This is a genomic window from Bacillus sp. WP8 (assembly GCF_000800825.1).
In the GTDB taxonomy this organism is placed as follows: domain Bacteria; phylum Bacillota; class Bacilli; order Bacillales; family Bacillaceae; genus Bacillus; species Bacillus safensis.
Map to the genome: position 1 here is coordinate 870,597 of NZ_CP010075.1, position 12,752 is coordinate 883,348.

A 12,752-nucleotide genomic window follows, 5' to 3' on the forward strand; every position below is an offset into this window, starting at 1 on the left:
AAAGTATGACGGGGTGGTGAATATGTGAAAGAACAAGACGTGCTGCTAGATGTCAAACAGCTGTCCATTGCGTTTCAGCAGAAAAAGCAAAAAGTGCCCATCGTCCATCACATATCGTTCTCGATACAAAAAGGGGAAACGTTAGGAATTGTGGGCGAATCTGGCTGCGGGAAAAGCATTACAAGCATGTCATTAATGGGATTGAATCAGCAAACCGATACAACGGGCGAGGTTCATTTCGAAGGGCAAAATCTGCTGTCACTTTCAGAGAAAGAGTGGCGAGAGATAAGAGGAAATGACATTTCGATGATTTTCCAAGAGCCCATGACTTCTCTGAATCCATTAATGACCATCGGCAAACAAATGACGGAAGCCCTTTTCACACATCAATCAATCGGTCAAAAAGAAGCAAAAGCGAAGGCGATTGATCTGCTTCAAACAGTTGGGTTGAAGCAAGCAGAATCGCTGCTGAAAAAATATCCACATGAATTATCAGGCGGTATGCGCCAGCGTGTGATGATTGCAATGGCAATGCTTTGTCACCCAAAGCTCATGATCGCTGATGAACCGACAACTGCACTTGATGTCACCATCCAAGCGCAAATCCTTCGTCTGCTCAAAAAGCTGAACGAAGAGATGGACACTGCTATTTTATTTATTACTCACGATCTAGGCGTGGTGCGGCAAATATGCCAGCGAGTCATGATTATGTATGCCGGTCGAATTGTAGAAGAAGGAACCGTTGACCGTATTTTTCAAAAACCTCTGCATCCCTACACGAAAGGTCTTTTCGCCTCAGTTCCATCGTTTAAAGAGAAAAAAGAAAAACTCATCTCTATTGCAGGTCATGTGCCTAAGCCAGGTGCCATCCGGTCCGGCTGTCAATTTGCACCACGCTGCCCATATCAAATGGCGCAATGTCTTGAAAAAGATCCAGCCTTACAATCCATTGAACAGAATCACCGCGTGGCATGTTTTCTAATGGAAGGAGGAGAAGACACTGAGTCACCCACTTTTGCAAGTGAATCAGCTGACAAAACGGTATGACACAGCTGCTTTTTTTTCTAAACATAAACAATCGACTTTGGCTTTAAATCAAGTCTCCTTTCACGTGAAGGAAGGAGAAACGCTTGGCATTGTTGGTGAATCAGGCTGCGGGAAATCAACACTTGGCAAAAGCTTGATGAGATTGACTGAACCGACGTCAGGCTCTATTCAATTAAAAGGGCAGGAGATCACCCTTCTGAAAGAACGAGACATGCGTTCCTTAAGAAAAGATATTCAAATGATCTTTCAAGATCCTTATGCTTCTTTAAATCCGAGAATGAAAATCAAAGATATTTTAGAGGAACCGCTGATTGTTCATCATCATGGGACGAAAGCAGAAAGACGGAAACGGGTTAAAGAGATGCTGCACATTGTTGGATTTGATCCTTCCTACGGGGAACGTTATGCGCACCAATTCAGCGGCGGACAAAGGCAGCGTATTGGCATTGCTAGAGCGCTCATTACGCACCCAAGTCTTGTCATTGCCGATGAACCAGTTTCGGCTTTAGATGTATCCGTTCAAGCGCAAATTTTGAATTTGATGCTTGAATTACAAAAGACGCTTTCTCTGACGTATCTATTTATTTCTCACGACCTTGGGGTTGTCAGATATATGAGCGACCGGATCGCCGTCATGTATGCTGGGCGCATTGTCGAGATGGGGCCTGCCGAAGAGGTGTTTCACAGCCCGCTTCATCCCTATACGTCGCTGCTTCTGAAATCCATTCCACATATGGATCACGTACTAGAGTCGCAAGATGTGGCAGCAGAAGAGACCACAATGGCGGAACGCGGCGGCTGTCCTTTCTACAAAAGGTGTCCAAAAAGATGGGAGAAATGCCTGAAAGCAGTTCCTGCTTTGTATGAGAAGGAATCGGGACATGCGGCTGCATGTTATTTATATCAAAAGGAGGAACACAATGAAGAAGACATGGTTATTCAGTAGTTTCATTTTTGTGCTGGCACTGGCGCTCTTTTTAGGGGGATGCTCATCATCACCGACATCGGAAGAAAAAGCAACAAAAGATACCCTCGTATTTGGCAGAGGGGGAGATTCCACTTCACTAGATCCAATCACAACGACAGAAGGCGAAACCTTCAAGGTCACAGAGAATATATTTGAAAAGCTTTTGAATTACGGTGAGAAAGACACGACCATCCATCCTGGCCTCGCAACAGAATGGGATGTTGCAAAGGACGGAAAATCATACACGTTCTACTTAAGAGAAGGTGTGAAATTTCACGATGGCACAGATTTTAACGCAGAAGCAGTGAAATTCAATTTTGAACGCTGGATGAATGGGGACGCAGAAAAATTTCCTTACTATGGCATGTTTGGCGGCTATAAAAAAGATAAAGGGCATGTCATTAAAGACATCAACGTCAAAGGCGAGCATGAAATTGAATTTCAGCTAAAGCGACCGCAGGCGACATTCCTCAAAAACATTGCCATGTCACCATTTGGCATTGCCAGTCCAGCGGCCGTTGAAAAAAGCGGTGATTCATTTAGAGAAAATCCGGTGGGGACAGGACCATTCAAGTTTAAAGAGTGGAAGCAAAACGACCGTATTGTGTTAGAAAAGAACGAGGATTATTGGCAGAAGGGTAAACCGAAACTGAATCAAATCATCTTCCGCTCCATTCCAGAAAACTCTGCTCGTTTAAATGCCTTGAAAACAGGCGAGATCGACTTAATGGATGGCGTGAATCCGTCAGATTTAGATGGCATTAAAACCGACAAAGCACTCCAGCTCATTGAAAGACCATCGATGAACGTAGGCTATATCGGACTGACCGTCACAAGAAAGCCGCTCGATAACAAGCTGGTTCGTCAGGCACTCAATTATGCGGTCGATAAAGAATCCATTATTGAGTCATTTTATGGAGGACTTGCTGAGCCAGCAAAAAATCCATTGCCGCCAGCTTTAGAAGGCTACAACGACGACATTGAGCCATATCCGTATGATCCAGAAAAAGCGAAAGAACTATTAAAAGAAGCGGGCTTCCCTGATGGCTTTCGCATCAAACTTTGGGCGATGCCTGTACCACGTCCATACATGCCAGATGGGATGAAGGTAGCAGAAGTCATTCAGTCAAATTTTGAAAAAGTCGGTGTCAAAGCAGAAATTGTGACATATGACTGGGCGACCTATTTAGATAAAGCAAGTAAAGGGGAAGCAGATGTGTTCTTATTAGGCTGGACAGGAGACAATGGCGATCCTGATAATTTCATTTACACACTGCTGGACAAAGACAGCATTGGCGGTAACAACTATACATTCTTCGAAAACGATAAAATGCATGACATCCTCATTGAAGCGCAAACAGACACAGATCAAAAGAAACGAAATGAGCTGTATAAAAAAGCACAGGAAATCATTCATGACGAAGCACCTTGGATTCCATTGGTGCATTCAATTCCAATGCTTGCCGCATCTAATGATTTAAAAGGCTACCAGCCGCATCCAACTGGTTCAGAAGCTTTAACTGACGTGTATTTCGAATAAGCAAATAAGGGAGATCTTGTATCTCCCTTATTCAAACAAAGAAAAAGGCGGTGAAAGCTGTTTGTTTGCTTATTGTATGAAGCGGGCAGGAATGCTCATCCCAGTACTGATCGGAATGACATTGGTCGTGTTTTCAATTATTCGTTTTATACCTGGAAATCCAGCGCAGGTCATCTTAGGACAGCGGGCAACGAAAGAGGCAGTAGAACAATTAACGATCCAGCTCGGTTTAGACCAGCCATGGTACGTTCAATACGGTCATTATATGCTTGGCCTTTTAAAAGGGGATTTAGGGACTTCCATTCGAACAGGAGCGGCTATTGCCCAGGAAATGAAGCCTTACTTATTTGCGACGTTAGAATTGACCTTTTTTGCCATGGTTCTGGCGATTGTTGTGGGAGTGAATGCCGGAATCATTAGTGCTTGGTTTAAGCATTCTTTCTTTGATTATGCCGCGATGTTTATTGCACTTATCGGAGTGTCCATGCCGATTTTCTGGTTAGGCTTAATGGGGCAGTGGCTGTTCTCGATCGAATTAGGTATTTTGCCGACAACGGGCCGAGAAGACGTAAGGAATCCAGTGGAGTCGATCACGTATATTCATACACTGGACACGCTTTTGCAAGGCCGGTTTGATCAATTCGCTGACAGCATCAAGCATTTGATCTTACCAAGTACAGCACTCGCCACAATCCCTGCTGCAATTATTGCGAGAATTACAAGGGCAAGTATGCTGGAAGTGCTTCATTCAGACTTTATTCGAACAGCAAAAGCAAAAGGGGTACGTTCATTCTTCATCATTTATCAGCATGGTCTGAAAAATGCGCTCATTCCGATCTTGACGATTATTGGTCTTCAGACAGGCCTCTTGCTTGGTGGAGCGATTTTAACAGAAACCATTTTTGCTTGGCCGGGGATTGGCCGGTATATATATGACGCCATCAGTTATCGTGATTACCCAGTCATTCAAACAGGCATTCTCGTCGTTGCGCTTATATTTGTCCTAATCAATTTCATTGTGGACATCTTGTATGCGGTTATTGATCCAAGGATTAAATATTAGGGAGGGAGAGTGACAATATGGAAGCACAAAAAGAGCTTGAACCACCCCAGCCAAAAGATGAACGCCCTCAATCATTGATTCTTGAATCAATGAAACAGTTCTTTCAGCACAAGCTGGCGGTCATTGGCAGTGTGATTGTCTTTTTATTTCTCATCCTAGCGATCTTTGCACCGCTCATTGCTCCTTATGGAATCAATGAACAATCACTCGGTGAGCGATTTAGTGCCCCTTCAGCTGCACACTGGTTTGGTACAGATGATTTCGGTAGAGATATCTTTTCAAGAGTTGTGCATGGAGCACGGATATCCTTATGGGTCGGCTTTTTCTCGGTTCTCGGGTCTGTCATTTTAGGCACACTGCTTGGATTGATAGCTGGCTATGGCGGAAGAGTGCTAGATGCTGTGATCTCGAGATTGTTTGATATTTTACTTGCTTTTCCTAGCATTCTCTTAGCGATTGCTATTGTCTCCATCCTAGGCCCCTCCTTACAAAATGCCCTTATTGCCATTGCGATTATTAATGTCCCAACCTTTGGACGGCTCGTTCGTTCAAAAGTGCTGAGTATTAAACAAGAAGAATACGTGCTGGCAGCAAAGGCGGTAGGAATGTCACACCGCCGCATCGTGCTGCGTCACATTCTGCCAAATAGTATGGTGCCGGTCATCGTACAGGCGACGCTAGCGATCGGAACCGCAATTATTGAGGCAGCGGCTTTAGGCTTTTTAGGATTGGGTGCACAGGCGCCAAGTCCAGAATGGGGGAAAATGCTCGCCGACGCGAGACCTTATCTCGTTCAAGCCCCTTGGACATTATTCTTCCCAGGGATAGCAATCATGCTGACGGTTCTAGGCTTTAACCTGATGGGGGATGGATTAAGAGACACACTGGATCCTAAAATGAAGAAAATAAAATAAAATAAAATAAGACCGATTCTAGGAATCGGTCTTTTCTGTTTATGCTTCTTTTTCTTCTGTCTCGATTTCACTATCTTTTGGGTGATACGTCTGGAAGCTTGTAATCAATGTATCTAAATGCTCTAATTCATCACGGTATTCGATGATGCTGGACATGACATTCAGCATGTTGTAATCGAGCAGGTCATTTTCTTGGTTTTGCTGATGCTGAATAAATGATTTCGTTAACGTCTCAAGGCGAAGAGAGCATTCATTTTGAAATTCATCATCCTGCGGCTTCATTTTTCCGACGAATTTCATCAAGGTGCGCTCATGCCAATACAGTAAATAATCAATTTCATCCGTTAAGCTTTCCCTGAAATGCTCTGGCATCAAATGAATCTCATTTTCTAATTTATGAAGCTTTTTCAGCAAATATAGCGCGCGATTCGATGCCATAATGGCCTGCCTGAACAAAACAAGTTTTCTTGATTTGACATAGGTTGTTTTCTTTAAATAGCTTCGTTCTTCTTTGTATAACAAGTAAATGTGATCTAATTTGATCATGCGTTCTTTTATTTGATCGATGTCATCCTTTAAGGTGGAATGATCAGTAGACTGTCTGGAGGTCAGACGGATCCATTTTAAAATCTCCTCCGTATTTTCCATAATGTGATGAACAAGCTTTGTTTCATACTTTGGCGGCAGGAAGATTAAATTCACTAAAAATGAAGAAAGAACTCCTAACACCACAGTAGCTGTTCGAATTAAGGCAAAGGAAAGGAAATGATCCCCTGCACTTTCTAAAATTGCGATGACGGTTACAAGTGCAATCGGAATGGTGTGTTCAATCTTCAGTTTTAAATTAATGGCGATGACCATGACGGCCGTTAAACCGATAATGACTGGTCCTGTGCCAAAAAGCAGACCGAACGTAATGGCAAGTGCTGCTCCAATAATATTGGCTTGCACTTGATCAACAATAGTTAAAAAAGATCGATAAATAGATGGCTGGATAGCAAATACAGCTGCAATTCCCGCGAAGACGGGCGTTGGCAACCCAAGCCATGTTGCCAGGTAAAGCGCGAGTACAATGGCAATACCAGTTTTTAAAATACGGGCTCCAAGTTTCATTGGTTTTGTCCCTGCATTCCTTTCTTTTCGATAATAGATGATCACTCGTCATTTATCATTCATATTTTGATGAAACAACTAAGTAATATACAGCGGTCTTCCGAAATATTCAAGTGATTTTTGAAAGTTCATGAAAACATCAAAAGAAGGTATTGAGAAGAAATGTAACAGATTCGCACGCTTTTGACAAACAAGAGCTGGTCAATAAAAAAACAGGCGCATGTTTTTACGCCTGTTTTGGACTTCATTATGATTGTTTCAGCTGTGCAAACGCATGATCTACAGCTTGCAGCGTCTCGGAAATATCTTTTTCAGTATGTGCAATTGTTAAGAACCAAGCTTCATATTTAGAAGGAGCGAGGTTAATGCCTTGCGCGAGCATTAATTTGAAGAAGCGGGCAAACATTTCGCCATCCGTATTTTCAGCCTGCTCGTAGTTCACAATCGTTTCTGTTGTGAAATAAATTGTGAGAGCGCCTTTTAAGCGATTCACTGTAATATCTACTTGATGCTTTTTGGCATGGGCTAAAATGCCTTCTTCTAACATAGCGCCAAGCTGATCAAGACGTTCGTAAACGCCGTCTTCTTTTAACACTTCCAAGCAGGCAATACCTGAAAGAATGGATGCAGGATTTCCTGCCATTGTGCCAGCTTGATAGGCTGGTCCAAGCGGAGCGACTTGTTCCATAATTTCTTTTTTACCGCCGTAAGCACCGATAGGAAGTCCGCCGCCAATAATTTTTCCTAATGCAGTAAGGTCAGGTTTTACTTGAAGCAAGTCCTGTGCACCGCCATACATAAAGCGGAAAGCGGTAATGACTTCATCATAAATCACCAATGCGCCTTTTTCATGTGTGAGGTCATTGACCTGCTGCAGGAAACCGTCCTTAGGTTCCACGATGCCGAAGTTCCCGACAATTGGCTCGACAAGGACAGCAGCTACTTCATCGCCCCAGCGATCTAATGCTTCTTTATAGCTGTCAATATCATTAAATGGAACCGTAATGACTTCATTGGCGATACTCTTTGGTACACCCGCAGAATCAGGTGTTCCTAAAGTGGAAGGACCAGAGCCAGCTGCCACTAGCACAAGATCAGAGTGGCCATGATAGCATCCGGCAAACTTAATGATTTTTGTTCTGCCTGTATATGCGCGTGCCACTCGAATCGTTGTCATCACTGCTTCGGTACCTGAATTGACAAAACGAACTTTGTCCAAAGCAGGCATGGCTTCCTTCAGCATTTTAGCAAAAGTGACTTCATGCTTCGTGGGTGTTCCGTAAAGGACACCTGTTTCAGCCGCTTTCGTGATGGCTTTTGTAATATGCGGGTGGGCGTGTCCTGTAATAATTGGACCGTATGCTGCTAGATAGTCGATATAGCGGTTTCCGTCAACATCCCAAAAATAGGCGCCTTCTCCTCTTTCCATCGCAACGGGTGAACCGCCGCCTACTGCCTTATATGAACGAGACGGGCTGTTGACACCTCCAACAATGTGCTCTAGCGCCTCTTGATGTAATTTTTCTGATTCTGTGAATTTCATAAATAGCCTCCTATCTCAACGTATCACGTCGTCTATCATTATTTTAACATGCCGATGCAAGCGTCCTTAGTTGAATATCCTCTCAAAATTGGATAGGCTAATTAAAAAATAGGTTGGAGGGATTGTGTCATGACAATCGAAGTAGGGCAGCAAGTACCTGACATTGAATTAACCGGTGACAATGGGGAGAAAGTAAAGCTTTCTGATTTTAAAGGAAAACATATTGTTCTTTATTTCTATCCAAAAGATATGACACCAGGCTGTACAACAGAAGCATGTGATTTCCGCGACCGCCATCAAAGCTTTGCAGAACTAGATGCTGTCATTATCGGCGTAAGCCCAGACAGTCAGGACAAGCACCAAAAGTTTAAAGAAAAACATGATTTGCCGTTCCTGCTTCTTGTAGACGATGAACAGAAATTGTCTGAAGCCTTTGGCGTATGGAAGCTGAAAAAGAACTTTGGCAAAGAATATATGGGAATCGAGCGTTCAACGTTTCTTATTAATAAAGAAGGTACGCTTGTGAAAGAATGGCGAAAAGTAAAGGTGAAAGACCACGTAGAGGAAGCGCTTGAGGAATTGAAAGCTCACGCTTAATATCCTAACAGGATGAGATCGGCAGTCATGCCGGTCTTTTTTGTAAGGAAGAATAGGTAAAAAAGAGGATTGTAATTGACAAAGTTTCGGCTCTGGGGGTACACTATTTATAAAGATTACAATATAAGAATATTTTTGAAGAGAGGTGCATGATGAAATGGCTGCTCACGAACTAAAAGACGCTTTAGATGCTCTAAAAGAAACCGGTGTTCGAATTACTCCGCAGCGCCATGCCATCTTGGAGTTTCTCGTAAATTCTATGACTCACCCAACCGCAGACGATATATATAAAGCACTTGAAGGAAAATTTCCAAATATGAGTGTCGCAACGGTTTACAACAATTTACGAGTTTTCCGGGAATCTGGATTAGTAAAGGAATTAACGTATGGTGATTCCTCAAGCCGATTTGATTTTGCGACATCTGACCACTACCATGCGATTTGTGAAAACTGCGGAAAAATCGTGGACTTTCACTATCCTGGCCTTGATGAAGTTGAACAGCTTGCATCCCATGTGACGGGCTTTACAGTTAGTCATCATCGCTTGGAGATCTATGGAACTTGTCAAGAATGTGCGAAAAAAGAAAATCATTAATGAAAAAGCTGACCGGTTAAATGGTCAGCTTATTTTTATGACTTTTTTCGATTGTAGGATTCATCAAACTCTTTACCTTCTAATGTTGGATCAAGTGTAAGCGGCTCCCTGCAATGCATGCACATGTCCACACGCCCAAGCACTTTTGTTTCCTTCTCACAGCCTGGACAAACGACACGTACTGCCTTCGTAGAAAGCATACCAATCCAAAAGTAAACGGCTGTACTTAATCCAATCGATAAGACGCCGAGTAGCATAAAGAAAGTCGACAGCCAGATCGATTCCTTGAAGAACACACCGACATACATGATCAGAAAGCCAACAAAAACCAAACTAAGTGCAAATGTTCTGATTTTATTAATCTTACTGGAGTATTTCGCCATCCCTAGTCCCCCTTATCTCCAATATAGCACATTTTACCTTTCCGTTTGAATTAGTTATAGAGTTTTGTGAATAAATTGCTTATAATGATTCAATGATCTTTTTTCATGTATTGAAGGAATTTTGATTCTATGAGGAGAAATACATAGCATTAGAGAAGAACTTTACACCCGAGTATTGGAGGAATCACTATGGAAAATCTTCTCCGTCCTATTTATCAAGAGAGAGCAAGCCATCCAGATACATTAGCTGTGATTATAGTAGAAAGAAGACATAAAGTATCTTCTGAGACGGATAACTTTGATGCAGCACTTTTAGTCATCGTAAAAGAAGCGGAAGAGCCGTTATTTATCAAGCACTATGAATCCGATCACCAAACAGCTTCTTTAAACGTTGTCACAGATGATCAACTAAAGGAATGGATTACCCTCGGTACTAACCGCCGAATCATCGATTGGATTTTGAATGGCAAAGTCCTGTTTGATCGAAATGAATATATTTTCAACTTAATTGATGAACTAAGTACATTCCCGTTTTCAAACCGCAAGCTCAAAATCGGTTTAGAATATGGCAAGCTCATTCGCAGATATATAGAAGGAAAAGCATTTTTTGAGTCAAATCAGTTCCTTGATGCATATAATTCTATTGTGCATGCCCTGCATCACTTAGCACGTATTGAAGTAATTGATAAAGGCTTCCACCCAGAAGTGACCGTTTGGAACCAAGTGCGTCATATGGAGCCGGAAGTATACAAACTTTATTCAGAACTGATTGAAAGCCATGAAAGCCTGCATAAACGTTTGGAACTTTTATTTTTAGCAAATGATTTTTTGATCCATTCAAAAGCAGAAATTGGTGCCGCTCATTTGCGTCATGTCATGGAACAGAAGGATATATGGCTTTTTGGTGAGCTTCTTGCACACCCTGATCTAAAGTATTTCACGCCTGACCTTAGCGTTATGATTGATTTCTTTGTGGAAAAAGGAATTGTTCAAGTGGAGCCGATTGAGACAAAGGGACAAAAAATCTATCATCGAGGATATTTTGTGAAAAAAGATATTGACGCATGAATATTATGATGGTATATTATTAAACGTCGCTAACGAGCAACTGAGTTGCTTTGAAAGAAAAGCTGACAAAAAGAAATTCTAAAAAACGCTTGACGCACACGGTGCTCAAATGTTATATTAAGAAAGTCGCCTCTGAGCGATAACGAAGATGATCTTTGAAAACTAAACAAGACAAAACGTACCTGTTAATTCGAGTTTTTATAAAAAAATCCTATGATACTTCATAGGTAGTCAGTCAAACGCTGACGAGGCAGGAAATGATCACATGCTAAGTTCGCTACATCGTGTAGCAACGCATGTGTGATATGCATCCTGCATACCTCGGAGAGTTTGATCCTGGCTCAGGACGAACGCTGGCGGCGTGCCTAATACATGCAAGTCGAGCGGACAGAAGGGAGCTTGCTCCCGGATGTTAGCGGCGGACGGGTGAGTAACACGTGGGTAACCTGCCTGTAAGACTGGGATAACTCCGGGAAACCGGAGCTAATACCGGATAGTTCCTTGAACCGCATGGTTCAAGGATGAAAGACGGTTTCGGCTGTCACTTACAGATGGACCCGCGGCGCATTAGCTAGTTGGTGGGGTAATGGCTCACCAAGGCGACGATGCGTAGCCGACCTGAGAGGGTGATCGGCCACACTGGGACTGAGACACGGCCCAGACTCCTACGGGAGGCAGCAGTAGGGAATCTTCCGCAATGGACGAAAGTCTGACGGAGCAACGCCGCGTGAGTGATGAAGGTTTTCGGATCGTAAAGCTCTGTTGTTAGGGAAGAACAAGTGCGAGAGTAACTGCTCGCACCTTGACGGTACCTAACCAGAAAGCCACGGCTAACTACGTGCCAGCAGCCGCGGTAATACGTAGGTGGCAAGCGTTGTCCGGAATTATTGGGCGTAAAGGGCTCGCAGGCGGTTTCTTAAGTCTGATGTGAAAGCCCCCGGCTCAACCGGGGAGGGTCATTGGAAACTGGGAAACTTGAGTGCAGAAGAGGAGAGTGGAATTCCACGTGTAGCGGTGAAATGCGTAGAGATGTGGAGGAACACCAGTGGCGAAGGCGACTCTCTGGTCTGTAACTGACGCTGAGGAGCGAAAGCGTGGGGAGCGAACAGGATTAGATACCCTGGTAGTCCACGCCGTAAACGATGAGTGCTAAGTGTTAGGGGGTTTCCGCCCCTTAGTGCTGCAGCTAACGCATTAAGCACTCCGCCTGGGGAGTACGGTCGCAAGACTGAAACTCAAAGGAATTGACGGGGGCCCGCACAAGCGGTGGAGCATGTGGTTTAATTCGAAGCAACGCGAAGAACCTTACCAGGTCTTGACATCCTCTGACAACCCTAGAGATAGGGCTTTCCCTTCGGGGACAGAGTGACAGGTGGTGCATGGTTGTCGTCAGCTCGTGTCGTGAGATGTTGGGTTAAGTCCCGCAACGAGCGCAACCCTTGATCTTAGTTGCCAGCATTTAGTTGGGCACTCTAAGGTGACTGCCGGTGACAAACCGGAGGAAGGTGGGGATGACGTCAAATCATCATGCCCCTTATGACCTGGGCTACACACGTGCTACAATGGACAGAACAAAGGGCTGCAAGACCGCAAGGTTTAGCCAATCCCATAAATCTGTTCTCAGTTCGGATCGCAGTCTGCAACTCGACTGCGTGAAGCTGGAATCGCTAGTAATCGCGGATCAGCATGCCGCGGTGAATACGTTCCCGGGCCTTGTACACACCGCCCGTCACACCACGAGAGTTTGCAACACCCGAAGTCGGTGAGGTAACCTTTATGGAGCCAGCCGCCGAAGGTGGGGCAGATGATTGGGGTGAAGTCGTAACAAGGTAGCCGTATCGGAAGGTGCGGCTGGATCACCTCCTTTCTAAGGATATATGGAGCAGCGTGCGTTTTCGTCTTGTTTAGTTTTGAAGGATCAT

At 43.8% G+C, this 12,752-nt stretch carries 11 protein-coding genes and 1 rRNA gene; 9 read left to right on the forward strand and 3 right to left on the reverse strand.

The genetic code is table 11. The annotated features are described in order from the left end of the window. Positions 1-24: 24 nt before the first annotated feature. The 5 genes from QR42_RS04185 (at position 25) to QR42_RS04205 (ending at position 5,531) form a co-directional block, all read left to right on the forward strand. Complete coding sequence (locus QR42_RS04185) at positions 25-1,047, forward strand: ABC transporter ATP-binding protein (RefSeq protein WP_039177320.1); 1,023 nt, start codon at positions 25-27, stop codon at positions 1,045-1,047. Then, on the forward strand, positions 1,016-1,993 hold the full coding sequence (locus QR42_RS04190; RefSeq protein ID WP_080772273.1) for an ABC transporter ATP-binding protein: 978 nt from the start codon (positions 1,016-1,018) through the stop codon (positions 1,991-1,993). Before QR42_RS04185 ends, QR42_RS04190 begins: the two co-directional genes overlap by 32 nt. After that, entirely contained in the window at positions 1,968-3,554 is a 1,587-nt protein-coding gene (locus tag QR42_RS04195; protein ID WP_039177324.1) for an ABC transporter substrate-binding protein, read from the forward strand. Before QR42_RS04190 ends, QR42_RS04195 begins: the two co-directional genes overlap by 26 nt. Positions 3,555-3,615: 61 nt before the next feature. Then, entirely contained in the window at positions 3,616-4,617 is a 1,002-nt protein-coding gene (locus QR42_RS04200) for an ABC transporter permease (protein WP_024425205.1), read from the forward strand. 17 nt (positions 4,618-4,634) lie between these two features. Then, positions 4,635-5,531, forward strand: a complete 897-nt coding sequence (locus QR42_RS04205) for an ABC transporter permease (RefSeq protein WP_039177326.1) — start codon at positions 4,635-4,637, stop codon at positions 5,529-5,531. Positions 5,532-5,570: 39 nt separating this feature from the next. Here the strand turns inward: QR42_RS04205 and QR42_RS04210 are convergent, their stop codons facing one another. Beyond that, positions 5,571-6,644 (reverse strand): FUSC family protein, encoded by a 1,074-nt coding sequence (locus tag QR42_RS04210; RefSeq protein WP_039177329.1) that lies wholly within the window; start codon positions 6,642-6,644, stop codon positions 5,571-5,573. 247 nt (positions 6,645-6,891) lie between these two features. After that, positions 6,892-8,187 (reverse strand): glutamate-1-semialdehyde 2,1-aminomutase, encoded by a 1,296-nt coding sequence (locus QR42_RS04215; protein WP_039177331.1) that lies wholly within the window; start codon positions 8,185-8,187, stop codon positions 6,892-6,894. Between the two features lie 129 nt (positions 8,188-8,316). Between QR42_RS04215 and bcp the strand changes: the two genes are divergently transcribed. Together bcp and perR are read left to right on the forward strand one after the other, a co-directional pair. Continuing rightward, on the forward strand, positions 8,317-8,784 hold the full coding sequence (gene bcp, locus QR42_RS04220) for a thioredoxin-dependent thiol peroxidase (RefSeq protein WP_024425791.1): 468 nt from the start codon (positions 8,317-8,319) through the stop codon (positions 8,782-8,784). A gap of 157 nt (positions 8,785-8,941) precedes the next feature. After that, on the forward strand, positions 8,942-9,379 hold the full coding sequence (perR, locus tag QR42_RS04225) for a peroxide-responsive transcriptional repressor PerR (RefSeq protein ID WP_003217782.1): 438 nt from the start codon (positions 8,942-8,944) through the stop codon (positions 9,377-9,379). Positions 9,380-9,414: 35 nt separating this feature from the next. Here perR and QR42_RS04230 read toward each other — a convergent pair whose 3' ends face one another. Continuing rightward, positions 9,415-9,762, reverse strand: a complete 348-nt coding sequence (locus tag QR42_RS04230) for a YgzB family protein (RefSeq protein WP_039177334.1) — start codon at positions 9,760-9,762, stop codon at positions 9,415-9,417. Between the two features lie 189 nt (positions 9,763-9,951). Between QR42_RS04230 and QR42_RS04235 the strand changes: the two genes are divergently transcribed. Further along, positions 9,952-10,830, forward strand: a complete 879-nt coding sequence (locus tag QR42_RS04235) for a nucleotidyltransferase-like protein (protein ID WP_024425790.1) — start codon at positions 9,952-9,954, stop codon at positions 10,828-10,830. 318 nt (positions 10,831-11,148) lie between these two features. After that, positions 11,149-12,697: ribosomal RNA gene (locus QR42_RS04240) — 16S ribosomal RNA — on the forward strand. Positions 12,698-12,752: the final 55 nt, after the last annotated feature.

Bases quoted from the DNA above. Each gene is read 5' to 3' on its own strand.
- perR (WP_003217782.1), top strand. From the start codon at position 8,942: ATGGCTGCTCACGAACTAAAAGACGCTTTAGATGCTCTAAAAGAAACC.
- QR42_RS04235 (WP_024425790.1), top strand. From the start codon at position 9,952: ATGGAAAATCTTCTCCGTCCTATTTATCAAGAGAGAGCAAGCCATCCA.
- QR42_RS04210 (WP_039177329.1), bottom strand. From the start codon at position 6,644: ATGAAACTTGGAGCCCGTATTTTAAAAACTGGTATTGCCATTGTACTC.
- QR42_RS04195 (WP_039177324.1), top strand. From the start codon at position 1,968: ATGAAGAAGACATGGTTATTCAGTAGTTTCATTTTTGTGCTGGCACTG.
- QR42_RS04215 (WP_039177331.1), bottom strand. From the start codon at position 8,187: ATGAAATTCACAGAATCAGAAAAATTACATCAAGAGGCGCTAGAGCAC.
- QR42_RS04205 (WP_039177326.1), top strand. From the start codon at position 4,635: ATGGAAGCACAAAAAGAGCTTGAACCACCCCAGCCAAAAGATGAACGC.
- bcp (WP_024425791.1), top strand. From the start codon at position 8,317: ATGACAATCGAAGTAGGGCAGCAAGTACCTGACATTGAATTAACCGGT.
- QR42_RS04230 (WP_039177334.1), bottom strand. From the start codon at position 9,762: ATGGCGAAATACTCCAGTAAGATTAATAAAATCAGAACATTTGCACTT.